This is a genomic window from Mariluticola halotolerans, from assembly GCF_021611515.1.
In the GTDB taxonomy this organism is placed as follows: Bacteria; Pseudomonadota; Alphaproteobacteria; order Rhizobiales; family Devosiaceae; genus Mariluticola; species Mariluticola halotolerans.
This window is the reverse complement of the sequence record NZ_CP090960.1, coordinates 1,316,420-1,339,989: the sequence shown is the minus strand read 5'-3', so window position 1 is coordinate 1,339,989 and position 23,570 is coordinate 1,316,420. Positions and strand designations below refer to the sequence as shown.

Genomic DNA, 23,570 nt, shown 5'->3' with positions numbered 1-23,570 from the left:
TAAGATATAAATCCTGAAACTGTTGACAGGGCATTTCGTTTTTGGTTATCTCCGCTCGTTGCGATAAAAATCGCATAGTGAAAAATATTGCAAAATACTTTTAAAGCTGACAAAGCTGACCCTGAGAGGGAGACTCATCGTGGAGGAGAGAAAAATGAAGAATGTTCGTGTGACGCGTGCATTGGCCGTAACGGCTTTGCTCGCAGCGTTTGCACAGCCGACTGCGGCATTGGCAGAAGGTTTCAAGTGTGAGCCCGGCGAGACTTACATCATGAATGTCATGGTGTCGTCGCATCCATATTGGGTGCCCGTTTATCAGGGGTTCAAGCAAGCCGCCGAAGCAATGGGTTGTGAAACCGTTTTCTCGGGCACGCCTGATTATGACATTGCCAAGCAGATCGCGTCCTTTGAGCAGGATCTGGTAAAGGCGCCAGCCGGCATCCTGTTGCACCCAATGCAGGCCGATCCTTTTATTGAGCCGATTAACCGGGCAATCGAAAGCGGCGTGCAGATTTCCACCTTCGCCGCCGACTCTCCCAAGTCCAACCGCACCGCTTACATCACCTCCGACAATCTTGCCGAGGCCAAATTCGCTGCAGAAGAGATCGTCAAGCAGCTTGGCGACAGCGCCGAGTACGCGGTTCTGGAAAACCCCGGTCAAAGCAATCACGATCTGCGTGTCACCGCCCTGATCTCTTATATTGAAGAGCACTTCCCGAACATGAAGCTGGTAGGGCGTCAGGCCACCAATCAGGACAGCAATGCGGCCTATCGTGCCACGGCGTCCATCCTTCAGGCCAACCCCAATCTGGGCGCGCTCTGGATTCCGGAAGCAGGATCGGCTGAAGGTGCTGTCGCCGCCGTTCTCGAGGCAAAAGCCGATGTGTTGATCATGCATGCCGACGTGACCCCGGCCACTCTTGAGCACATCAAGGCCGGCAATATTCACATGGCACTCAACCCCAATCAGGGCATCCAGGGCTTTATGGGCTTCATGGCAACGTTCATGGCAGCGCATTCAGACATGTTCGATCCGTTCAACGACTACAAGGTCTCGGGCTACAATCCCATGCAGCTTCCCTTTGTCGACAATGGCTTCGCCGTCATCACCAAAGAGAACGCCGATTCCTTCGACCTGAACAAATATATGGAAGGCCGCGATCCCCAATAATCGCAGCATACCGCCACCGCCGTCCGCGCTTTTCATAAAGAGCGCGGACGGCACAAACTGAAACCCCCGCCACAGCGCAAACAAGGTGCAAGACGATGACAGAGGATTTGATTCTCAAAATATCGAACCTCAGCAAGTCCTTCGGTCCGATCCACGCATTGCGCGGGGTGAACTTCGAATTGCGCAAAGGCGAAATCCACGCCATTGCCGGCGAAAACGGCGCGGGCAAGTCGACACTGATGAATGTGATCGACGGCATTTTGCAACCGGATTCGGGAGAGATTTGTTTCGACGGCAAGTCCGTCCGGATCGCCTCACCGGCAGAAGCGCAAAAGCTGGGCATCGGGTTTGTGCATCAGGAAATTGCGCTCTGCCCCGATATCACCGTGGCTGAGAACATCTTCATGGCCACCACCAATTCAAGCCGCGCCATGCTGATGGATTATCCGTCTCTTATGCGCAAGGCGGCCGGCATATTACAAAAACTGGGCGATATAGATCCCGCGGCGCTGGTCAGCACCTTGCCCATTTCCAAGCAGCAGCTGGTTGAAATCGCCAAGGCGCTGACCCTTGATTGTCGCGTGCTCATTCTGGACGAGCCGACCGCCGCACTGACCGAGCGGGAAGCGCAAATCCTTTTCGGGATCATGCGCGATCTAGCCGGACAGGGCATATCGATCATCTACATTTCTCACCGCATGGTCGAGATATTTGAAAATTGCGACCGCGTATCTGTTTTCCGTGATGGCCAGTACATCACCACCAAAAATGTCGCCGAGACAAATTCGGGCGAAATCGTCAAATCGATGGTCGGGCGTGCAATCGACAGTCTCTACCCGGACAAGCAGCCGCTCGAGGAGAGGTCCGACGACGTTATTTTTTCCGTGCGTGGACTGACAGAGCGCAAGCGGTTCAAGGATATTTCCTTTGACCTGCGCCGGGGCGAAATTCTGGGGCTGGCAGGGCTGATCGGCGCTGGCCGAAGTGAAATTGTCAAAGGCGTTTGCAAGCTCGAGGGGAGTGTGACCGGTGACATCAGCCTCAAGGGCCGCAAGCTGGATCTGAAACATTATCAGGACAGCGTCGCCGAGGGCATTGTCTATCTGTCAGAAGACCGGAAGGGCGACGGCATTTTCCTTGATATGTCGATTGCCGCGAATATTTCGGCCCTGTCACTTGCGCAGGTGGCCTCGCGTGCCGGTATTATTGATGAACGCAAGGAAACCGGTCTGGCGCAAAAGCTGGGCCAGGAACTCAACCTGAAATGCGGCCATGTAGGCCAACCCGTTTCTGCCTTGTCGGGCGGCAATCAGCAAAAGGTTGCGCTGGCAAAACTGCTGTCAGTTAGCCCCCATATCATCTTCCTTGACGAGCCGACGCGCGGCGTTGATGTGGGCGCCAAAACGGAAATTCACCGCATATTGCGCGATTTGGCAAAGGCGGGTGTGGGCGTGGTCATGATCTCGTCCGAACTGCCCGAGCTGATCGGCGTATGCGACCGGGTCATTGTCATCCGCGAGGGGGAACTGAGCGGAGAGGTCACCGGCAGTGAGATGACGGAAGAAAATATCATGTATCTCGCTTCGATTTCGGAGCAATCGCGGGAGGCGGTCTGATGGCGGATAAGTCGATAGCCATAACAAATACAATTGCGGACCAGAACAGTCCGCCGGATGGCGTCAGAGGGGCCGTGGGGAAGCTATTACGGATGCGCGAAACGGGATTGATCCTGATCATCCTGGCTTTGTTCGTCGCCATGTCGTTCGCCTCACCATACTTTCTGACCTGGATCAATATGCGGGCCATGGTCATGGCATTCGCGGTCGAAGGCATCGTCGTTATCGGTATGACGATCCTGCTGATATCCGGGGGGATTGATCTCTCGGTCGGCTCCGTCACAGCGCTGGCAATGGTCATTGCCGGGCTGCTCTTTTTGAATGGTGTCGACCCCTGGGTCGCGTCGGCCATCGCCATCGCTGCCTGCGCCGGCATTGGCGCAACCATGGGCTTTTTCGTAACCCGTGTGGGGCTTCACCATTTCATCGTGTCACTGGCGGTAATGGTTATCGCCCGTGGGGCCTGCCTTCTGGGCACAGGGGGGCGGCCGCTCGGTCTTTATACGCTGCCACCTGAGTTCAAGTTCATCGGTCAGGGCGCAATTGGCGTCGTCCCGGTCGTGATCATCATCTTTGTCGTGGTGGTCGTATTGTTCGATTTCATGCTCCGCCGCACCACCATCTTCCGCAAGGTCTTTTATACCGGCAGCAATGAGAAAGCCGCCGCCTATTCCGGCATCAGAACCAAACGGGTTGTCTTTATGACAACCACCCTTTGTTCAGCTCTCTGCGGCGTTGCGGGCATTATCTATATGGCGCGTTTCGGTTCGGCCCAGCCCACCTTCGGCATAGGCATGGAATTGAACGTGATCGCCGCCGCGGTTATCGGCGGGGCCAGCCTCTCGGGCGGCACTGGCACGATCTTCGGGGCCATTCTCGGCGTGATCTTGTTATCTGTCGTGTCCAGCTCACTGGCTTTGCTCGACGTCTCGGTCTACTGGCAGGACATCATCCGTGGCTCGATCCTGCTCGCGGCAGTTTCGATCGACCATTACTTGCACAAGCGCCAGGGATGAGCATGCCCGTTTATACAACACTGGGAAAATCGCATGGCTGAGAACAAAGACGATTTTGAAGCAATCCGGCAAATCCATACTGTGCTCACGCTCCACTTCATTGAGGAGATGAAACAGTCGGACATCGCCCAGCGGCTCAACCTGTCGACCTCCAAAGTCAACCGTCTCATCACCCAGGGACGCAAGCTGGGGATGGTCCGGATTGCGGTTGAAAGCCCTTTCCAGCGCCTCGTTGACCTCGAAAAGGGCCTGTCCGAAATCACCGGCCTTCGCAATACAGTGGTCACGCCTGTGGTGCCGGGCAATCCGGATACCAATCTTCAACAGGTCGGACTTGCCGCCGCAAACCACCTGCTCGAAACCATTCGCGATGGCGATGTGATTGCCATCACCGGCGGCAAGGCCGTGAGTGCGGTCGTGCGGAACCTGAACCCCGAACGCAAATTCAATGTCACTGTTGTGCCCCTCACAGGCGGTGTGCAGGGCAAATACTATACCGACGTCAATCATCTAACGACCCAGCTTGCCGAAAAGCTGGGAGGCTCGGCCATGCTTATTCATGCGCCCTTGTTCGCCGAGAACCGCGAGCAGCGCGATATGCTCATGGAAATGAACTCCACAAAGGAAGTCTTTGATCTGGCCCGTAACGCTTCGGTGGCGCTGGTGGGCATCGGGTCAATCAAGACACCGGGCTCCAGCTATTACGATCTGCACCCCTTGCCCAACCCCGACCGGGAGTTGCTGCTCAAGGACAATGTCACGGCAGAGTTTCTGGCGCACCTTATCCGGGAAGACGGCACGGTTGCCGACTATGCGCTGAATTCACGCCTGGTCGCATTGAACCCCACGGATCTGGCGACATGCCCGCTGACAATCGGTGTTGCCGCTGGTGGGGAAAAAGTCCAGCCCATCCGCGCCGCGCTTAACGGCCATCTGATCAACTCCCTGATCGTTGATGAGGAGACCGCATCTGCGGTTCTTGAATCCATGCGAAAGATAAAGAATGTCGCCTGAAATGATAAAACGTCCAATCGGTAAATCCGGAATTGAAGCATCTGTCGTTGGTCTGGGGACCTGGGCCATCGGGGGCTGGATGTGGGGTGGCACCGACGAGAGCCAGTCGATTGCCGCCATTCAGACATCGATTGACGAGGGCGTGTCCCTGATCGATACCGCGCCCGCCTATGGTCAGGGCCTTTCCGAGACCATTGTGGGAAAGGCTATCAAAGACCGTCGGGATCAGGTTGTGCTGGCCACCAAATGCGGCCTGATCTGGCATGCCCAAAAGGGCAATCATTTTTTCGATTATGACGGGCACCCGGTGCACCGGCATCTGGGCAAGGATTCGATCATTTATGAAGTCGAGCAAAGCCTGTCGCGTCTCGGCACCGATTATATCGATCTCTACATCACCCATTGGCAGGATCCCACCACGCCTGTTTCCGAAACCATGGAAGCGCTTCTGGATTTGAAGCAACAAGGCAAGATCCGGGCGATCGGCGCCAGCAATTTGTCGGTCGATGAATTAAAGGCCTATGCCGCCCACGGATCGCTCGATGCGATTCAGGAAGAATACAGCATGGTCAAACGCGATATCGAGACATCGCTTCTGCCAATCTGTGCCGCGCATGACATCTCGACATTGAGTTATTCGTCGCTCGCCCTTGGCTTGCTCTCCGGCAAAATGGGGCCTGAGCGCGAATTTACCGGTGATGATCAGCGGAAAGACAATCCACGTTTCTCACTGGCCAACCGCGAGAAGGTGGCACGGTTGATGGATGCAGTCGTCGCGCCGATTGCCGCCGAACATCAGGCCACAAAAGCACAAATCGTCATTGCCTGGACCCTGCAGCAACCCGGGATCACATTTGCGCTTTGCGGTGCCCGCAATCCCGATCAGGCGCGTGAAAACGCCAAGGCCGGACGCCTCCGCCTGTCATCCGGCGAAATCGATGCGATTGGTGCAGCAACCAAGACATATTTGATCGACCTCGACAGCTGAACGAGACCTGAGAACCAGACCTGTTGTGGATCCGTCTTCTTGGCGGTGAACGGAGTAGTGATGCCAGAAAAACGAAACGACAACTTTGATTTGCTCCGCACGGACGGTGTGTTCGACGTCATTGTTGTCGGCGGTGGCATCAATGGTATTGGCGTTTTTCGCGAACTGGCGCTTCAGGGTCTGCGTGTGCTTTTGATCGAGCGCAACGATTTCTGCTCTGGATGCAGTGCGGCCCCGTCACGCATGATCCATGGCGGATTGCGTTATCTGGAAAACGGAGAGTTCGATCTGGTGCGCGAATCGTTGCGCGAACGCGATCTATTGCTCCAGAATGCGCCGCACATGGTGCGCCCGCTGCCCACCATGATTCCCATCACTTCGGTCTTCTCCGGATTGCTCAACGGCGCGGCAGGATTTTTCGGCCTCAGCACAAAACCGGCGAACCGAGGGGTGTTGCCGGTCGCCATTGGGCTGCGGCTCTATGACTGGATGACCCGGAAACGCCGGCGCTTGCCGCGCGCGTCCTTCCATGGCGGGCGCGCGACGTTCAGGCGCTGGCCAAAAATCACACCGAGTGTGAAATTCTCGGCAATTTATCATGACGCATGGGTGAGCTATCCGGAGCGGCTTGGTGTTGAAGTGCTGCTCGATACCATGCGCCTTTCGCCACAAAGCCTGGCGGTCAACTATGCCGAGCTCGCAACCAGCAAGGATGGTTTCACAATCACCGATCGTGAAACCGGCAGCACGTGCAAGGTAAGCGCACGGGCGGTCGTCAACGCGTCCGGGGCCTGGCTGGATGATGTCACGAAATTATTGGCTGACAGTGCCGAGATACCCACAGACATGGTTTCGGGCACCAAGGGGTCACATGTCATTCTCGAAAATGACGAGCTTCACGAGGCTCTCGATGGCCATATGATGCTGTTTGATAATGCCGACGGTCGCGTCTGTATTCTGTTTCCCTATCTGGGCAAGGTGCTGGCGGGCTCTACCGATATTCGGGTCGATGCGCCGCGTCGCGTAAAGTGCGAGCCTGAAGAGCAGGACTACATTCTCAACGCCATACGTCTGGTCTTCCCCGGCATTTCCATTGCCGATGATGATGTCGTTTTCAGCTATAGCGGCATAAGGCCCTTGCCCAAAAGCGATCATGACTTTACCGGGCGCATTTCGCGTGGCCATCTTGTGCATCGCATCGAAGGGCATCCCACCCAGTTCTGCATGGTGGGCGGCAAGTGGACCACCTTTCGCGCCTTTGCGGAGCAGGCCGCCGATGCCGTTCTGGCCGAACTGGGCAAGACGCGCCGCGCCGAAACCGCTGATATGGCAATAGGCGGTGGCGCCGAATTTGCAAAAGAACACCTCAACCTTATGGCGGACCTGGTGCAAACCCATGGGGTCACAAAGGATCGCGCAACGCATCTGCTTGATGTCTATGGCACGCGCGCCAGCGAGGTTCTGTCGTTTTGCAAAACGCACACGGACGATATGCCACTCGATTCCGCAACGGTCATAACCGCTGCCGAAATCGCCTTTCTCATCCGTCATGAATTCGCCCGCGGGCTCGGCGACCTGATTTTGCGCCGGACCCCGCTCGCCATTACCGGACAGGTATCGTCCGGCATCATCGACCGGATTGCCGCTATTGCCGCAGACGAACTGGGTTGGGATGAAGCGCGCCGGGCGCGCGAAACGGAAGCCATGGTCACCGAACTGGAAGAATTTTACGGCGTCTCACGCGAGATGCTTGAAGAGCGTAGCCGCGAAAGGAATAAAGCATGCGTATAAGCACCAAGGCCCGAATGAACCGGATGTTCACCAATGGCGGATGTCTTGATGTCGCGATTGACCATGGTGTCTGCAATGAGCCGGGTTTCCTCGTTGGTCTGGAAGACATGGCAGGCGTGATGGATACCCTCATCAAGGCAAAGCCCGACGCCATTCAGTGCGCTTACGGTCAGGCCGACCTGCTACAGTCGCGGCCCGAAAAGGACAAACCTGCATTGGTGATGCGCATCGATATGGGCAACCCGTATAACGACCAGCGCCACAGGGTGATGTGGTCGATGTTGCAAAATGCTGACGAGCCGATCATTGGCGCGCTTGAGATGGACGCAGCCTGTGTCGTGGTCAACCTGTTCATGTTGCCTGACGAGCCGGAGCTCTTCCGGCAATGCGTTGAAAATATCAGCCGTGTGCGCGCTGCGTGTCACCAATACGGCATGCCTTTGATGATTGAACCGCTGGTCATGCTGCCCAATGACGTGCGCGGGGGTTACCAGGTCGATGGAGACGCCGAAAAGATCGTCACCCTTGTGCGGCTTGCAAGCGAAATGGGAGCGGATATCATCAAGGCCGATCCCACGGATAACCCAGACGACTTTCATCGGGTGATCGAGGCTGCGCGCGTGCCGGTTCTGGTGCGCGGTGGCGGCAAAGAGGATCTCAAGGCCGTGCTGGCAAAATCGGCAGCACTGATGGCACAGGGTGCACAAGGAATGGTCTATGGCCGCAATATCTATCAGCACGACAACCCCAGCGCGGTCGTTTCAGCCCTGATGGCCATCATTCATGATGGGGCATCAGGCGAACAGGCATGGGACGTTTACAACCGTGGCTGACAGCAAAACCTATCTGCTGGGCCTTGATGCCGGCAACACCGTCATCAAGGCGGTGCTCTTCGATCTCGAGGGGCATCAGGTCGCCATGCACGCGCTGGATGGTCAATCCTCCACCCCGCAACCCGGCCACGTAGAGCGCAATCTGGACGAACTATGGGCCAATGCCCGTGTCGCTATCCAGACCTGTATTGCGCAGGCCGGCATTGCCCCCGGGCAGATCGCCGCCATTGGATGTGCGGGCCACGGCAACGGATTATATCTGCTGGATCAGGACGATGCGCCGCTGATTGGTATTCAGTCACTCGATGCCCGCGCCGCAGACCTCGCAGACAACATCGATCAGTCCCAGGGCACAGCGCTTCACGCGCTATGCCTCCAGCGGCCATGGCCCTCGCAAACGCCGGTCCTTCTGGCATGGATCAAACAGAACAGGCCCGAACTCTATGCGCGGGTCGGCACCGTCTTGCTGTGCAAGGATTTCATAACCTACCAATTGACAGGCGAACGTGTCAGCGACGTTTCCGACATGTCGGGTTGTGGCTTGCTGCGCATGCCCGAGTGCACCTATGACGACGATCTGCTTGCACTTTATGGACTGGGTGACGCGCGGACGATGCTGCCGCGTTTGATCGACCCGTCCGGGATTGCGGGGACCGTGAACGCCAGCGCAGCTGCACAGACTGGCCTGGCTGAAGGCACGCCGGTCGTCGGCGGCTTCTTCGATGTAATCGCCAGCGCGCTGGGTTCTGGTGTGGTGGCTGAAGGCGATGCCTCCATAATCGCGGGAACATGGTCGATCAATCAGGTGATATCGCGCGCACCCATCGTTGATGGCGGCATCTTCATGGTCGCAGGGTTCGGGCCGGGGCGGTTCATGAATATCGAATCCAGCGCCACCTCCGCCTCCAATCTTGAATGGTATGTGCGCGAACTGGTTGAGCGTGGGGCCCATCACGACGATCCGTTCGGCTATTGCAACGATCATGTCGGCATGGTCGAGCCGCGCCACGATGATCCAATGTTTCATCCTTATCTTTATGGCTCCCGTCTGGGTGCCGGTTACCGCGCGGGCTTCTATGGCATTGCCGGCTGGCACGGGGAGGGGCATTTGTTGCGGGCGCTGTTTGAGGGCGTCATGTTCGAACATCGCCGCCATATAGAGGTTCTCGCCGGTGCAGGTGTGTCCGTCGAACGCGCCATCATGTCGGGCGGCGGTGCGCGCAGCCCTTATTGGCCCCAGATTTTTGCTGATGGTCTGGATATGCCGATCACCGTTGCCGACGCGCAGGAAACCGGCGCGCTTGGCGCCGCGATTGGCGCGGGCGTTGGTGCCGGCATTTTTGCGGATTACGAACAGGCCGTCGCCGCCATGACCCGGCCAAGGAGCCGGTTCGTGCCCGATAAAAACCAACGGGCCCACTATGATCGACGCTACGCCATGTTCCGGGAGCTGTCAGAAACCCTCAACGGCTTCTGGACACGCCTCAGTGATGCAGGTCAAAACTAGGTCTTGGAACAGTCAATGCTTACAACAGGAAAACGCATGTCACGAGCGGACACACTGGATGGGCGGTATGATTACATCATCGTCGGCGCTGGCACAGCGGGTTGCGTCCTCGCCAACCGGTTGAGTGAGAACCCCGCAACGCGTGTTCTCCTGCTCGAGGCGGGCGGCAGCGACAATTATCACTGGGTGCACGTGCCCATTGGCTATTTGTTTTGCATCGGCAATCCACGTACCGACTGGATGATGAAGACCGTTAGGGAAGAGGGCCTCAACGGCAGGTCCCTGGCCTATCCGCGCGGCAAGCTGCTCGGCGGCTGCACCTCCATCAACGGCATGATCTATATGCGCGGACAGGCCGCCGATTACGATCGCTGGCGGCAGCTGGGCAATAAAGGCTGGGGCTGGGATGATGTCCTGCCTTATTTTTTGAAGTCGGAAGCTCACCATGGGGGCGCCAACGCTCTTCATGGTGGCAATGGCGAATGGAAAGTGTCCCGGCAACGCCTGAAATGGGACATCCTGCGCGCCGTACAGCAGGGTGCCACCGAATTTGGGGTCGAACCACGAAACGACTTCAATGACGGCAATAACGAAGGCAGCGGCTTTTTCGAGGTTAATCAGAATAATGGCGTCCGCTGGAACGCCGCCAAGGCCTTCCTGCGCCCCGCGATGAAACGGCCAAATCTGCGGGTGCTCACCCATGCAGAGACAGAAAGCCTTGTTCTGGAGGGCAGGGCGGTGCGCGGCGTGCGTTTCCGCCATCGCGGCGTAAGCCGTGAGGTGTTCGCAGATGCCGAGGTTTTGCTCGCCGCCGGCGCAATCAATTCGCCACGTATTCTTGAATATTCAGGCATCGGCCGGCCCGACCTGCTTGCGGACGCGGGCATCGACGTCGTCCATGAAAGCCGGGGCGTCGGTGAGAATCTTCAGGACCACCTGCAAATTCGCACTGTTTACAAGGTGAACGGTGCCAAAACGCTGAACACGATCGCAAATTCGATTGTCGGCAAGGCCGGAATGGCGGCGCAATATGCGTTCACACGCTCCGGCCCGCTTTCCATGGCCCCAAGCCAGTTCGGCATGTTCACAAAGTCCGATCCGTCCCTCGAAACTCCCGACCTTGAATATCACGTGCAGCCCCTGTCGACAGACAAGCTCGGCGATCCGCTACATGATTTTCCCGCGATCACGGTTTCCGTGTGTAATCTCAGGCCCGAAAGTGTCGGCGCAACACACATTTCCAGCCCCGACATTGCGGTTCAGCCGGAAATCCGTCTCAACTATCTGAGTGCAGCGCGGGACCAGCAAGTGGCGGTGGAATCCATAAAGCAGGCACGCCGTATCATGACGGCCAAGGCGTTGCAGCGCTATCAACCGCAAGAATTCCTGCCGGGGCTGGCGATATCTTCCGACGCTGACCTGTTGCGCGAAGCAGGCAACATCGCCACAACCATCTTCCATCCCGTCGGCACCTGCAAGATGGGCGACGACCCATCGGCCGTCGTCGGCGCGGATCTAAGGGTTCACGGTGTCGACGGGCTAAGGGTGGTGGACGCGTCAATCATGCCCAAAATCGTCTCCGGCAACACCGCATCCCCCGTCATTATGATCGCCGAAAAAGCAGCTGACATGATCCGTGCAAATAGCGTCTGAACCGGGTCGCCCTTGGGCGTCCTTTTCAATCTGACACCGCCAGCTTGGCACCCAGAAAGCCAAACGTCCCCGCAAAGCAACGCTTGATCCATTTCATGACGCTTGGCCGGCGAATGACATAGTCGCGCGCCGAAGCAGCAAATGCGCCATAAGCGACAAAAACGACAAACGTCATCGCCATGAACACGACCGCCAGCCAGATCAGCGACGTCATCGCATTCGGGGCGGTCGGTGAAATGAATTGAGGCAGGAAAGCCAGAAAGAACAGCGACAATTTGGGATTGAGGATGTTGAGCAAGGTGCCCGTCGTCGCAATGCGCCAATAGCCGGTCTCGGCCTTGTTCTCCGACACTTCCATCACAGTGTTGTCCTTGAGAATCTTCCAGGCCATGTAAAACAGATAGACGACCCCAAGATACTTGATCGTTTGAAACGCCAATGCACTGGTATGGAGCAGGGCAGCCAGTCCGGCGATACTGGCAATTGCTGCAGGTACAATGCCAAGGGTGCACCCAAATGCGGCGGCGATACTCGCCTTGAACCCATGTCCAAGGCCGACAGCCAGTGTATAAATCACGCCGGTCCCGGGTAGCAGCACAACAACCAGTGACGTCAGCAGAAATTCAAGCGACATGATATGGCTCCTGATTTGCCTGCATCTTCGGAGCAATGCACCCAAGAATCAAGCGCGCTCATGTTCCCCTTGCCCTTTTCTCGGTGCGGTATCGTTGAAAGTTGCAACTTTGCCGCGCCGGCTGCATCCTCTTGTATGAAACTGAATTTCAGACCTATTTTTGCCCAGCAACGGAGTGGGATATGGCGCGAGAGGCAAGCTGTTCATGCGGTGATTTGAGGGTGACTTGCCAGGGTGAACCGGAACTGGTCTCGCTATGTCATTGCATCGAGTGCCAGAAACGCACCGGATCGCCCTTCGGTATCGCGTCCTTCTACCCCAGGCAGAACATCAAGGTTGTTGGGAGGTACAGCAGCTTTGCGCGTTCATCTGATCAAGGCTTCGCTACAACCTTCCACTTTTGCGGAAATTGCGGCTCTACAGTCTTCTGGGAGCCGTCGCGCAAACCTCACATGATCGCTGTCGGCGTTGGATCTTTTGGGGATCCGGAATTTCCCGGCCCCACGCAGGAGGTTCATACAGACTGCCGCCATGGCTGGGTCAAGCCGCTTTGATCAATCGGGCTTGATGGTCAGTCTGCAAAGCAAAGAAGAATCCTGGGATCTGGTGGGCCGGTCTTGATGGAGGGCAGCCGGGTGCGCCGCCAAACCCTCGCATAAACGAGGAACCGACCAAGTCACCCACCGATCACCGATGCGGTCGCAGAACAACCAGTTATGGAAGCAGATTTTGTACGCCCAAGGGAAACGGGTATTTATAAAAACATTTCAATATCAATGACTTGTAATGTTAAATATCACACAGTTTGTTGTGCAACAATGATTGGTTGATGCATGGGGGTATATCGAAGGTTTTTCCAGCGCAGCGCCATTTTCAAGGCTTGATACGCGCCATGGTTTGATGTGCCGATGTCGACGTTAAAGGCGCTCGGGCGACGAGGAGCGGCGCAGGAGAGCGTGGGCGGGTTGTCGGATTTAGTCCGAAGTCGCTTTTTTTGAAACGTGATATCCCAATTGGTTACCCGCTGGGGAATGCAGCTTAAGCAACAACTAAATCAGGCTGTTTTTACGATTCCACGGAGATCGGACATGGTGATGTTACCCTCCATAGGGCCGAAATGCGTAACGGCGTTTGCACCGGCCGCTACGGCATGTTGGAGTGCCTCCTCAGCTTTGTAGCCCAATAGGCGCATTGAGACATAAGTCGCGCCGAAACAGTCACCTGCACCGGTCGGATCCAGCTCCTCGACACGTCTTGCCGGGACTTCAATGCTTCCCTCGCGGGTGTAGAGTTTTGCGCCCTTGTTGCCGCGCTTGAGAACGAGTTCACAATGCGTATCAGCAACAAGCCCGGTGATTATTTCATCATCAGAGCCGCGGCCAAACGCGGCGACTTCACCTTCCGAGGGTAGCAGGAAGTCTGCAAGTCCGGCGATCTCAATCAACTGGGCACCAACAGTGCCGTTCTCTGCGTCAGCCATCAGTTCAGGGCGAACATTGGGATCCAGAGAAATCGTTCCGCCCCGCTGTTTGATGATCGGAATGGCTTTCTTAACGAAGCGGGCAATGCGCGGCGATCCAAGCCCGGAACCCATGACATGCAGATGCGTGATGCCGTTCAGATTATCCTCCGTTGCGTTGTCCGGAATCAAGGCTGAGGCGCTGCCATGCATTGTAAAGAGGAAGTCACGGGTGCCGTTCGGCCGATACCTGACAAAAGCAATGCCGGTCGGCAAACCCGATTGCACCACGATATTCGACGTGTCGACCCCGTCCGCTGCGAGGCGATCCAGGTTTACACGACCGAAATCGTCATTCCCGACGGCCCCAAATATCGTTGAGCTAAGACCCAGCTTTGCCGCCTGATCGATGAATATGGCAGGGGCGCCGCTTGGAAAGGGCCCCACAAAGTCCTGCCGTTCGAAAAAGCCGTCGCCCCTGGTTCGGGCAACCATCTCGACGAGAATTTCACCGACAGCGGCAATTTTGATTTTGGATTTGCGATCCGGGACGTCGGTCATGATTCTGATCAGTTCATCCAGTTGCCGCCGTCGACATTCAGGGTTTGCGCGACAATGTAATCGGAGTCGTCACTCGCAAGAAACACGGCAGCGCCAACAAGATCTTCAGGAACACCCATCCGGCCAAACGGAACGGCCTTGCCCACCTGAATTTTCTTTTCGCCGGGCTTCAAACCTTCATACTTGGCAAACATCGCATCGACCGTATCCCACATGGCTGTGTCAACAACGCCCGGAGAAATTGCGTTCACATTGATGCCGTTCCTGATGAGATCCAGTCCAGCCGATTGCGTGAGGCTGATAACCGCAGCCTTGGACGCGCAGTAAACACCAACAAGCGGCTCACCCCTGCGGCCGGCCTGGCTGGCCATGTTGATGATTTTGCCGCGGGTATTGCTGGCGACCATGTGTTTGGCGACGGCTTGCAGGGTGAAGATCAAACCCTCGACATTCACTGAGAACACGAGGCGATATTGATCGCGTGTGATATCGGCAATAGGGGCGAGATTGAACACGGCCGCATTGTTCACAAGCACGGAGATCGGCCCCATGTCGCGCGCAATATTGGCCACCATGGAATCGATGGAGTCCTGCTGGGTAACGTCTAATGCAAAGGCTTTCGCGCCCTTGCCAATGGCTTCTGCAGCCTTGCCTGCCTCTTCGATATTGATATCGGCGATTGCAACGCGGGCACCTTCGTTAGCATAACGCTGGGCCATGGCCCGGCCAATTCCGGTAGCGCCACCAGTTACAACGGCAATCTTGCCGTCAAGCTTTCCTGTTGAATTTGACATAATCTGGTTCCTGATATTTGAGCGTTAGCGGGTCGTGTAACCGCCGTCGATAACCAAAACAGCGCCAGTAATGTAGCTGGCGGCTTCCGAAGCGAGGAAAAGGGTGGCTGCAGCCACTTCGTCGGGGCGTCCAACCCGCTTCATCGGGGTCATGTCCCGCCACACAGGGAACCACTCCGGATTGTCAAAGCCGCCGCGGGACATGTCGGTGTCGATATAGCCCGGCGCGATGGCATTGACCCGAATGTTCTCTTCTGCGAACTCGCTCGCAAGGCTCTTGGTCATCATGTGAACCGCAGCTTTTGAGCTGTTATAACCGGCCTGATTTTGCGGAATGTTCGAAACCAACCCTGAAATCGAGCCGACATTTATGATGTTTCCCCCGCCATTGCGGCGCATGGAGGGCAAAACGGCCTGAGAGCACCAGAACACGGCATCGAGATTGAGCGACATGATTTTGCGCCAGTTTTCTTCGGTGTAATCCGTTGAATCGCCATGTATGGCGACACCAGCATTGTTGACCAGGATGTCGATCTGCCCGGCTGAATCCAGAACTGTATTGGCCAGATTCATGGCCGCATCCCGTGTGCTCAGATCGGCCTTTACAAATGTTACATCGTAGCCGGCGTCAAGAATGGCGCCGTCATCTTCATAATTTTCTTCTCGCGCAGCGAGATAGATTTTCGCACCGGCTTCACCGAATGCGTAAGCGATGGCAAGCCCAATCCCACGGGTTCCACCCGTTATGAGAGCCGTCTTGCCGTCAAGCCGGAATTTACCCAGATAGTTTGTTGCGTGCATCGGTTGTCCTATTCACTCGATTCTAAATTCATTTGACGATCTTGCCGGGTGTGCGCGTGATATTCAGACCAACGGCAAAAACCAGTATCAGGCCGAAAACGATTTGCTGCGCCAGAACGTGGATGCCGACAAAGTTCATGCCTGTGCGGAATACAGCGATCAGCATCACGCCGATCAACGTGCGCATGACGCCACCCGTGCCGCCTGTAAGCGGGGTGCCGCCAAGCACGACTGCTGCAATTGCCGGTAGAAGAAAGGCGTTTGAAATTGTTGGTGAACCCGCGGCGAGCCGCGCGGCCAGCACAATGCCGGAAAGGGCAGCAGTGGACCCTGCAATGACGAAGACAAGCAGCTTGATTCTGGTAACCCGAATGCCCGCAGCCCGCGCACCGAGTTCATTGGCCCCAACCGCCTTTTCGCCTTTTCCGAATGGTGTTGCCCGTTCAATGATCAGCGCGATGGCAAGCACGATCAGGGATATCCAAATGACATTGGGAACATTGAATGTCTCACCAATGGCCCAGGAGAGTTTTGAAGCGCGAAGTTCAGTGTCCAGCTGGATGGCGCGCTGGTTGGACAAAAACAGTGTCAACGATGTCAGGATTCCGCCCACGGCAAGCGTAGCGATGAAGCTCGGAATTTTGAGTACAGCATAGGTGAAGCCGGAAAGGGCACCCGCAGCGATACCGGCGAGAAGCGCGGCAGGGATTGCCAGATAGCCCCATTCCGGCAGCAGGATGGCAAGAACGACCGATGCAAGTGCCGCAACAGATTGTGCCGACAAATCGATGCTGCCGATCATGATGACAAATGTCAGCCCGATAGAGATGAGAAACAGCGTCGCTGTGTCAGCAAACAGGTTCACAAGCACTGACGGGCTAAGAAATGTGGAATCCACTGCGCCGACAACAAGTATGGACACGATCAGCGCGGCAACGGGCAGGAGAGGGCTCTTAAAACTCAATATCATTGTTCAAACCATGTGCCGGACTAGTGTGAGTGGTGTAACCGCGTGTGCTTCGTCCATATTGTCGAAACGCGCCGTTTCGTGGCCGTCCCTGAAGACAATAATGCGATGGGCAAGTCCGATTGCCTCTTCCAGCGTGTCCGCAATCAGCAACACGCCCGCGCCCTGGGACGATATCTCACGTATGAGGTCGTAGACGTCTTCCTTGGCACCCACATCGAGTCCGCGTGTCGGGTGATCGAGCAGGAAGACTTTCGCGCCGGTATTGTACCATTTGGCCAGAACCACCTTTTGCTGATTGCCGCCTGAAAGGCTGCTGCAAGGGGCGTGGCGGTTTTCCGCCTTGATACGCAATGGCCCGAAAAGATGCCTTGTCGAGCGCTTGATCGAGGGGAAATCGAGGATGCCGAAACGGGTCATATTGTACAGATTTGGAAGAACAACGTTCTCCTCAATTGTCATCTGCTCAATGATGCCCTCGATTTTGCGTTCGCGGGGCACGTAGCCAATTCCGGCCGCAACAGCAGTACTACAATCCCCACTGGTTATGTCGCGCGAGAGGTATTCGATTTTACCGGAATCGGTCTTCTCCAGGCCGAAAATCGATCGCATGAGGGGTTCGGTGCCCGCACCCTCTGTACCCACAAGGGCGACAACTTCTCCGGCGTGCAGATCAAAATCCACATCCGAAAAGGCCTGGTGCTTGGACAGGTTGCGTACGCTGAGCAGGACTTCGTCGCCCGGAGCCTGTTTGTCGGACTCGCGGTAATAGGCTTCTGCTGCTGAACGGCCAACCATCAGCTCGTGAATCATGGTCGGGTTCGCCTCGGATTTGTCGAGAACCCTTACAACCTCGCCGTCCTTGAGAACATAGATCTCGTCGGAGATTTCGATAACCTCGTCGAGCCGGTGCGAAACGAATATGATCCCGGTGCGCTCACGGAGTTTGCGGATGATTGTGAACAATAGATCGCGTTCTTCTTTCTCAAGAACCGAGGTCGGCTCATCAAGAAGCATGTACAAGTCGCCATCGAAGGTGTCCCGGAGGGTCAGGACCTTCCCAAGTTCAACCATCTGCCTTTGCATGAAACTGAGTTCAGAGACCAGCGTCGTGGGCGAAACGCTAAGCTCCACCTCGCGAAGAACCACTTCTGCAGCAGCGCACATCTTCGGCCAGTCAATGCGGCCGAAACGTGTAAAGCGCGTTTCGTTGCCAAGAAAAATGTTCTCTGCCACGCTCAGATTGGGCACCAGGGACTGTTCCTGGTAGACCATGCCGATACCGTTCAGTGCCGCATCGCGCGGCCCCCTGAGCCGTACGGACTGCCCACCGAGCCGGAACACACCCTGATCGGGCTTATGCGTGCCGTTCAGAACTTTCATCAGTGTTGACTTGCCGGCGCCATTTTCACCCACAAGTCCGACAACCTTGCCCGGCGCGACACTGAAGGTGACATTCTTGAGTGCCTGTGTGCTGCCGAAGGTTTTGCTTATGTTATCGAGTTCAAGCATGACTGATCACTTCACGAGCTGGGGTGTGCGCCCGTGCATATTGAGCAGCACCGCGACGATAATTGCAGCGCCCAGAACACCTTGCTGCAGGTAGGTGGGCAGGCCAATGATGATCATGCCGTTGCTTAAAACCATGACGATGGCCACGCCAACCAGGGTGTTGATGACGCCACCATTGCCGCCTGTCAGCGCGGTGCCGCCGACAACGACGGCGCTGATTGCAGCAAAAAGCTGTCCGTTGCCGATAAGCGTACTCGCCGCACCGAGCTTGGCACTAACAAGCACCGCACCAGTGCCGAAGTAAAATCCGGCGATTGTGAAGGCGAGAATACGGGTGCGCTTGATATTGACGCCGTTCTGGGCTGCCAGTTCTTCGCCGCCGCCAAGCGCCATGATGTGGCGGCCAAGCACCGTGTGATTCTGAATAAACCAGGCCAGCCCGAACATCGCGAAAGCCAGATAGACACTGAACGGGACATTCATGAACCGGGAAAGCGCAATGGCCCGTATGGCCTCGCTGTCAACCGGCACCCGTTCACCGCCCAGCAGAAGCGTGGCGATGCCAATGCCCACAAATCCCATCCCGAGGCTGGCCATAAAGGAGGGGATCTGCATCTGAACGTGCAAATAGCCAATCAGGGCGCCAAATAGCGCGGCCGATATAATAGCAACCACAACGGCAAACAGGCCGAGGTCGATCCCGATCCCGGCAGGACCGGAAAGAAACGAGACAACAACGGCTGCGCTGAAGGCAAGTGACCCTTCAATCGACAGGTCGATTGAACCCATGACGATAACGAAGGTAACGCCCAGCGCAACAACGAGCGGCATGGCAGAGGAGGCGGCTACGCGAATGAGGTTGTCGATGGTAAGGAAGCGAGGTTCGATAATGCCGATCACCAGGCAAAGTCCCGCCAGCACAATCAGTGGCATCCAGCGTTGAAGAGATTGAAGTTGCATGAACCCCCCGTAACCCTCGCGTTGGCAATTTTTAGCTCAACGCATTTGCGAATGCGCTTTTGCAGCGCATGACGAACAGTCTCTTAGAAATCCCGCAGGTGGGGCGACGTACGGCATCGCCCCACCCGCTGGGAATATTATTGCCAATTAGATCTGGCGGTCGAAACGGCCCCACAGGTCGTTCCAGTCGGGTGCCGGCGGCGAAGACTCGATGTTTGTCTTCCAGTATTCCTCAACATCCGCCTGGGTGATGGTGACGCCGTTGGCGTAGAATTCACGATGTTCCTTGGGCTCACTGGAGGGTGTCAGCTTGCCTGTGGCAGCGTGATACGACAAGGAAAGGGCGATGCCGCCAATCCAGGACGGATCCCAGTCAACCGTGGCGGCCATTTCGCCGTTCTTGACGGCGGTTATGGCGTCCTTCGTGCCGTCGATTCCGGTCACCAAAATCTGTCCGGCCAGACCTTCGGCGCGCAATGCTTCGAGAGCACCAATTGCCATGCCGTCATTTGCCGCCCAGATGCCTTTGATGTCGCTGCCGAACCGGGTGACCCATGCAGAAACGATATTATTGGCCTTGGTTGCGTCCCAATCAGCGTCCTGGAAATCGAGCAATTCAATATTGCCGTTGTCTTCAATCGCTTTCATGAGGCCAGCCTTGCGCTGGATCGCGGGCGTGTTTGACGGAATGCCGCCAAGCGCGACAATGCCGCCCGAGCCACCCATGGATTCAAACAGGGCATTTGCCGTGTCGACACCTGCCGGATTGCCGTCGAACGACATGTGGGCGACGTAGTTGTCGCCAAAATCCCACGGATGCAGATCATCCGGCTTGTTCCACACGGTGGTCACAAAGCCGCCAGCTTCTGAGACAGCCTCGGCGATGGGGCGGGCGTCCGGCGCGTCGTTGGGGTCAACGCCAAGTACAGATTTTGCGCCGTTCTGAGCGAGAAAGGCGCGAATATCAGCAACACCTTTTTCACTGTTACCTTCGGTGATCAGTGCGCTGTGCGGCGCACCGATGCTTTGCGCAAATGCTTCGCCGCCTTTGTTCCATGCTACGTGGAACGCGTTAGACAGCGAGCGGATTGAGCTTGCAAGAGCCACGTCCTCGGCTGCAAAGGCGGCACGCAAGCCCGCGCCGGGCACGATTAGAGTTCCGGCACCCAGTGCCGAGCCGATCAGAAACCGGCGGCGATTCAGCTTCGCCGCCTCATAAAATGAGCGTGGTGACATGCTGTCCTCCCTTAATATCGCGCCGTTGGAAAAGCGCGACGTTTTCAAATTAAATGGCGGAGCTCCAACTTCCGCCATCGATATGAATATTGCTAAATCGATTTCGTGTCAATGCTGAATGGATTTAGCTACGCGTTTAGCCAGGAAAACTCCGGGAAGAAGTGCTGTTAGCTGGTGAATGCTGCAATTTTTGATGTAAGAGATATCGCGAAAGGGTTTAGCCAATTGTCCAAAGAGCCGCGTAAAACAACGATTTACGACATAGCGACCGCTGCGGGCACTTCGGCGCCCACAGTTAGTCTGGTGCTGGGAGGTAGCTGGCGCAATTATCGAATCAGCGAGAGCACGGCGAACCGGGTTTTAGCCAAGGCTGAGGAGCTGGGTTACTCGGTGAACCTGAGGGCGAGGGGACTAAGGCTCTCCAAGTCCGGACTGGCGGGCATGATCGTGCCGCACTATCGAAACCGGTTTTTCGCCGGCCTGGCCGAGGCATTTGAAATTCAAGCGCGTGAACGTGGTCTGTGTCCTGTGGTTGTAAGTACCCAGCGTGACCCCAAGACGGAAATAGAGGCCGTGGAGACTTTGGTGTCCCATCAGGTCGAATTTTTGTTTGTTGCCGGTGTGAACAATCCTGTTCAGGTCAACCGGCTCTGCAACAGTGCCGGCGTCAGGTCAATCAATATAGATTTGCCAGGCTCTGAAGCACCGTCTGCGATTTCAGACAACAGGGCTGCAGCTCAGGAGCTGACGCGTCGTTTGATTGAAAGGGTAGGGCGATCGCAAGAGCCGGACTTCTTTTTCGTGGGTGGCGACGAGACGGATAACTCGACGCGCGAACGTACCCAGGGCGTGCATGATGCCTTCAAATCTTTCGGTTTTAGTGTGGCGGCCAAAGCATTCAACTATTGTGGCTATAGCCCGTCCGCTACAGCTGCCGAGATCACGGGATTGATTGAAAAGCGCGACGGCGACTTGCCGCAGGCGATTTTCACCAACGGTATTACCGCGCTTGAGGGCCTGATGATGGTGCGGAACGAGCTCTCAGCCGGTAAATTCGACAAAAGTGTGATCGGATGCTTCGACTGGGATCCGTTTGCCGCAAGTCTTCGCATGGACATCACGTTTGCCCGGCAAGATGTCGAGGGGCTGATCACGGCAGGATTCCAGTTGCTCGATGATTTCCGCAAGGGTCACAACCCCACCATTCGGGTGCCAGTGGACATTCGCGCCACACCCGGAGAGACGGTTCGCGCGCCGGCTTAGAAAAAATAGGGGGCGAGAGCGGACTGTACCTTGGCTTCCACTATAGCGATCGGCCAGGGAGCCGGGATCCTGTCGGCTCGCTCAATGATTTCCTCAGAGAACAACTGGGCTAGCATTGGCGTGGGCGCATGCCGGGTCTGCAGATCGTCTATTAGAAATTGAACGGCATTCTGAGCGCCTTCTTGCGGCCAGTAGTACCGGATGCGATCCGCATAGGAGAAATGGCGCTGGATGTGTAACTCTTCCTCAGTCCCGCGATAATGGCCTTTCCAGTAGCCTGAATCCGCGACCATTATTTTTTCCATCGCCGGAAAGACCACAGGCTCTCCCCAGCCCGCGAGATATCGCAGCATATCCAGGGAGTAGATCGCTTCGCGCCACGCGAAAGTGAGTGCAGGGCCAACTTTTTGAAACGCGAACCCGAGTTGTGCAAGTCGCGGGAAAACTTCCGGGTTTTGGTAATCGGTTGAATGCGCTTCAAGGCATAGACATGGCCAGCTCATCGCGACATCCTTGAAATGAGGATCGCGATCCAGCGGCAGGTGGTGCACCTGCATAGGCGAAAATTCAAGGCCTGGTTGAACGACGAGGCCCTGAACAAGGGGCATTGCAGCCTCAATGCCGTGCGCCTTGAACGCCAGTTCGTGCGCTTCAAGCGTTGTACGGGCGCTTTGGGGAGTGGTGGCGACAATCTCGCCGTCTTCGTTCAGAAGCGCGCCGCCCGGGGGTGGCACCTCTGTTCCGATGACGAACGACATTTCGCCTGCAGCCGAATTTTCAAGGCAGATAGCAGCCAGTTCGGCAGAACGCGCCGCCGTCACGTCGTCCGCAAGCTGCTCAGGCTCATCGCCACAACCTGCAGAGCAATCAAGATGAATTTTGCCAAACCCCGCTTGCACATATTCCGCAACCATTTCGCGGGCTTTTGCCATCGCAAACTCGGCGCCTTGCTTGCGCCATGCCTGAGGTCCGAGATGGTCACCGCCAAGAACAATGCGGTCCGCATCGGCGCCCGCCGCGTTTGCTGAGGCATAGACCAGATCTTTAAAATCTGCGGGTCTCATCCCCGTATAGCCGCCATCCTGATTGACCTGGTTCGAGGTCGACTCGACAACGATTTCCCGGTCGAGTTCCTCGGCAAGCCGCAACGATGCCCGCAGGACATCCGGGTGGGCGGAGCAGACCGATGGGATGCTGGTGATATGACCATTGCGGTTGCCTAGTACTATTCTTCGCAGGGTTTCAGACATGCATTACCTCATTGCTACATCGATTTAGTAGCTCGAAAAGCCGACTAAAACAATAGGCTGGTTAACCCGCGTTGATGGAGATGGCACCTTCTTGAAATCGGTATTGCCGGGGTGCCGGTACGATATGAGCATCGAGCCGGCGGCCGTCTTGCTGGTCAATCGCCAGGTCACGGATGCAGGCGGAACTCAATTGCCACCGGGTCGATGCTGGATTCGGCATGGCCTGCGCTTCGAGCGCGACGCTTTCTGCGCCCGCTACCGGTTTTCAACCTGCAAGGAGCTTGATGCCGCACCGGCAGCGTCATGGCCGCATGAGGGCAGGATTGGCACCTGCATTTTTGAAAGCGCTGCAGCGCGACGAACACGGTAATATTTATTGAAATAGGCACAAGGACACGCCGATAAAGCTCAGCGAATTCCCCGGGAACGCGGCGTATCAAGTGCCATATCACGTCGCGTGTGTGTGGCTTGGATTCTTTGGGGCGCCCCATCCCACAGGCCAATTTGTTACACAAATATCGAGCGTAAATGGCCGGTGACAGCT

The 23,570-nt window shown here is 56.4% G+C and carries 20 protein-coding genes; 11 read left to right on the top strand and 9 right to left on the bottom strand.

What is annotated here, in order from left to right:
- Positions 1-154: 154 nt before the first annotated feature.
- The 9 genes from L1P08_RS06430 to L1P08_RS06390 all read left to right on the top strand — a co-directional run bounded on the left by L1P08_RS06430 (position 155) and on the right by L1P08_RS06390 (position 11,589).
- The gene (locus L1P08_RS06430) at positions 155-1,171 is read left to right on the top strand and encodes a substrate-binding domain-containing protein (protein ID WP_303619174.1); all 1,017 of its coding nucleotides are present in this window, start codon (positions 155-157) and stop codon (positions 1,169-1,171) included.
- Positions 1,172-1,266: 95 nt separating this feature from the next.
- Positions 1,267-2,787: a sugar ABC transporter ATP-binding protein gene (locus L1P08_RS06425; protein WP_303619173.1), complete on the top strand. Its 1,521-nt coding sequence runs from the start codon at positions 1,267-1,269 to the stop codon at positions 2,785-2,787.
- Positions 2,788-2,879: 92 nt separating this feature from the next.
- Complete coding sequence (locus tag L1P08_RS06420; protein ID WP_303619172.1) at positions 2,880-3,803, top strand: ABC transporter permease; 924 nt, start codon at positions 2,880-2,882, stop codon at positions 3,801-3,803.
- Between the two features lie 33 nt (positions 3,804-3,836).
- Positions 3,837-4,817 carry a sugar-binding transcriptional regulator gene (locus L1P08_RS06415; RefSeq protein ID WP_303619171.1) on the top strand — a complete coding sequence of 327 codons (981 nt, stop codon included), beginning with the start codon at positions 3,837-3,839 and terminating at the stop codon, positions 4,815-4,817.
- On the top strand, positions 4,807-5,805 hold the full coding sequence (locus tag L1P08_RS06410; protein ID WP_303619170.1) for an aldo/keto reductase: 999 nt from the start codon (positions 4,807-4,809) through the stop codon (positions 5,803-5,805). The genes L1P08_RS06415 and L1P08_RS06410 overlap by 11 nt, the downstream gene beginning before the upstream one ends.
- Before the next feature lie 60 nt (positions 5,806-5,865).
- Complete coding sequence (locus L1P08_RS06405) at positions 5,866-7,596, top strand: glycerol-3-phosphate dehydrogenase/oxidase (RefSeq protein ID WP_303619169.1); 1,731 nt, start codon at positions 5,866-5,868, stop codon at positions 7,594-7,596.
- Positions 7,587-8,429: a class I fructose-bisphosphate aldolase gene (locus tag L1P08_RS06400; RefSeq protein ID WP_303619168.1), complete on the top strand. Its 843-nt coding sequence runs from the start codon at positions 7,587-7,589 to the stop codon at positions 8,427-8,429. The genes L1P08_RS06405 and L1P08_RS06400 overlap by 10 nt, the downstream gene beginning before the upstream one ends.
- A complete protein-coding gene (locus L1P08_RS06395; RefSeq protein WP_303619167.1) occupies positions 8,422-9,936 on the top strand; it encodes an FGGY-family carbohydrate kinase in 1,515 nt (504 codons plus the stop codon). Before L1P08_RS06400 ends, L1P08_RS06395 begins: the two co-directional genes overlap by 8 nt.
- 36 nt (positions 9,937-9,972) lie before the next feature.
- Positions 9,973-11,589: a GMC family oxidoreductase gene (locus L1P08_RS06390; RefSeq protein ID WP_303619166.1), complete on the top strand. Its 1,617-nt coding sequence runs from the start codon at positions 9,973-9,975 to the stop codon at positions 11,587-11,589.
- 25 nt (positions 11,590-11,614) lie between these two features.
- Here the strand turns inward: L1P08_RS06390 and L1P08_RS06385 are convergent, their stop codons facing one another.
- Positions 11,615-12,223, bottom strand: coding sequence for a LysE family translocator (locus L1P08_RS06385; protein ID WP_303619165.1), 609 nt, complete (start codon positions 12,221-12,223; stop codon positions 11,615-11,617).
- A 182-nt stretch (positions 12,224-12,405) separates the two neighbouring features.
- Between L1P08_RS06385 and L1P08_RS06380 the strand changes: the two genes are divergently transcribed.
- Positions 12,406-12,777, top strand: coding sequence for a GFA family protein (locus L1P08_RS06380; RefSeq protein WP_303619164.1), 372 nt, complete (start codon positions 12,406-12,408; stop codon positions 12,775-12,777).
- A gap of 500 nt (positions 12,778-13,277) precedes the next feature.
- Here the strand turns inward: L1P08_RS06380 and L1P08_RS06375 are convergent, their stop codons facing one another.
- The 7 genes from L1P08_RS06375 to L1P08_RS06345 form a co-directional block, all read right to left on the bottom strand.
- Positions 13,278-14,243, bottom strand: a complete 966-nt coding sequence (locus L1P08_RS06375) for a sugar kinase (RefSeq protein ID WP_303619163.1) — start codon at positions 14,241-14,243, stop codon at positions 13,278-13,280.
- Between the two features lie 8 nt (positions 14,244-14,251).
- Positions 14,252-15,037, bottom strand: a complete 786-nt coding sequence (locus L1P08_RS06370; RefSeq protein ID WP_303619162.1) for an L-iditol 2-dehydrogenase — start codon at positions 15,035-15,037, stop codon at positions 14,252-14,254.
- 24 nt (positions 15,038-15,061) lie between these two features.
- Positions 15,062-15,838 (bottom strand): SDR family NAD(P)-dependent oxidoreductase, encoded by a 777-nt coding sequence (locus L1P08_RS06365; RefSeq protein ID WP_303619161.1) that lies wholly within the window; start codon positions 15,836-15,838, stop codon positions 15,062-15,064.
- 28 nt (positions 15,839-15,866) lie between these two features.
- Positions 15,867-16,808, bottom strand: a complete 942-nt coding sequence (locus L1P08_RS06360; protein WP_303619160.1) for an ABC transporter permease — start codon at positions 16,806-16,808, stop codon at positions 15,867-15,869.
- Between the two features lie 3 nt (positions 16,809-16,811).
- A complete protein-coding gene (locus L1P08_RS06355) occupies positions 16,812-18,317 on the bottom strand; it encodes a sugar ABC transporter ATP-binding protein (RefSeq protein WP_303619159.1) in 1,506 nt (501 codons plus the stop codon).
- Between the two features lie 6 nt (positions 18,318-18,323).
- Positions 18,324-19,277: an ABC transporter permease gene (locus tag L1P08_RS06350; protein WP_303619158.1), complete on the bottom strand. Its 954-nt coding sequence runs from the start codon at positions 19,275-19,277 to the stop codon at positions 18,324-18,326.
- Between the two features lie 147 nt (positions 19,278-19,424).
- Complete coding sequence (locus L1P08_RS06345; protein ID WP_303619157.1) at positions 19,425-20,513, bottom strand: sugar ABC transporter substrate-binding protein; 1,089 nt, start codon at positions 20,511-20,513, stop codon at positions 19,425-19,427.
- 174 nt (positions 20,514-20,687) lie between these two features.
- Between L1P08_RS06345 and L1P08_RS06340 the strand changes: the two genes are divergently transcribed.
- On the top strand, positions 20,688-21,776 hold the full coding sequence (locus L1P08_RS06340; RefSeq protein ID WP_303619156.1) for a substrate-binding domain-containing protein: 1,089 nt from the start codon (positions 20,688-20,690) through the stop codon (positions 21,774-21,776).
- On the opposite strand, the gene L1P08_RS06335 is transcribed toward L1P08_RS06340, so the two are convergent.
- On the bottom strand, positions 21,773-23,026 hold the full coding sequence (locus L1P08_RS06335) for a class II D-tagatose-bisphosphate aldolase non-catalytic subunit (RefSeq protein WP_303619155.1): 1,254 nt from the start codon (positions 23,024-23,026) through the stop codon (positions 21,773-21,775). The genes L1P08_RS06340 and L1P08_RS06335 overlap by 4 nt on opposite strands.
- Positions 23,027-23,570 lie beyond the last annotated feature (544 nt).

What these genes read in the sequence shown, in the direction of transcription:
- L1P08_RS06390 (WP_303619166.1), top strand. Translation starts at nt 9,973, where the DNA reads ATGTCACGAGCGGACACACTGGATGGGCGGTATGATTACATCATCGTC.
- L1P08_RS06425 (WP_303619173.1), top strand. Translation starts at nt 1,267, where the DNA reads ATGACAGAGGATTTGATTCTCAAAATATCGAACCTCAGCAAGTCCTTC.
- L1P08_RS06415 (WP_303619171.1), top strand. Translation starts at nt 3,837, where the DNA reads ATGGCTGAGAACAAAGACGATTTTGAAGCAATCCGGCAAATCCATACT.
- L1P08_RS06365 (WP_303619161.1), bottom strand. Translation starts at nt 15,838, where the DNA reads ATGCACGCAACAAACTATCTGGGTAAATTCCGGCTTGACGGCAAGACG.
- L1P08_RS06405 (WP_303619169.1), top strand. Translation starts at nt 5,866, where the DNA reads ATGCCAGAAAAACGAAACGACAACTTTGATTTGCTCCGCACGGACGGT.
- L1P08_RS06400 (WP_303619168.1), top strand. Translation starts at nt 7,587, where the DNA reads ATGCGTATAAGCACCAAGGCCCGAATGAACCGGATGTTCACCAATGGC.
- L1P08_RS06345 (WP_303619157.1), bottom strand. Translation starts at nt 20,513, where the DNA reads ATGTCACCACGCTCATTTTATGAGGCGGCGAAGCTGAATCGCCGCCGG.
- L1P08_RS06375 (WP_303619163.1), bottom strand. Translation starts at nt 14,243, where the DNA reads ATGACCGACGTCCCGGATCGCAAATCCAAAATCAAAATTGCCGCTGTC.
- L1P08_RS06410 (WP_303619170.1), top strand. Translation starts at nt 4,807, where the DNA reads ATGTCGCCTGAAATGATAAAACGTCCAATCGGTAAATCCGGAATTGAA.
- L1P08_RS06370 (WP_303619162.1), bottom strand. Translation starts at nt 15,037, where the DNA reads ATGTCAAATTCAACAGGAAAGCTTGACGGCAAGATTGCCGTTGTAACT.
- L1P08_RS06430 (WP_303619174.1), top strand. Translation starts at nt 155, where the DNA reads ATGAAGAATGTTCGTGTGACGCGTGCATTGGCCGTAACGGCTTTGCTC.
- L1P08_RS06355 (WP_303619159.1), bottom strand. Translation starts at nt 18,317, where the DNA reads ATGCTTGAACTCGATAACATAAGCAAAACCTTCGGCAGCACACAGGCA.
- L1P08_RS06420 (WP_303619172.1), top strand. Translation starts at nt 2,880, where the DNA reads ATGCGCGAAACGGGATTGATCCTGATCATCCTGGCTTTGTTCGTCGCC.
- L1P08_RS06380 (WP_303619164.1), top strand. Translation starts at nt 12,406, where the DNA reads ATGGCGCGAGAGGCAAGCTGTTCATGCGGTGATTTGAGGGTGACTTGC.
- L1P08_RS06350 (WP_303619158.1), bottom strand. Translation starts at nt 19,277, where the DNA reads ATGCAACTTCAATCTCTTCAACGCTGGATGCCACTGATTGTGCTGGCG.
- L1P08_RS06385 (WP_303619165.1), bottom strand. Translation starts at nt 12,223, where the DNA reads ATGTCGCTTGAATTTCTGCTGACGTCACTGGTTGTTGTGCTGCTACCC.
- L1P08_RS06360 (WP_303619160.1), bottom strand. Translation starts at nt 16,808, where the DNA reads ATGATATTGAGTTTTAAGAGCCCTCTCCTGCCCGTTGCCGCGCTGATC.
- L1P08_RS06335 (WP_303619155.1), bottom strand. Translation starts at nt 23,026, where the DNA reads ATGTCTGAAACCCTGCGAAGAATAGTACTAGGCAACCGCAATGGTCAT.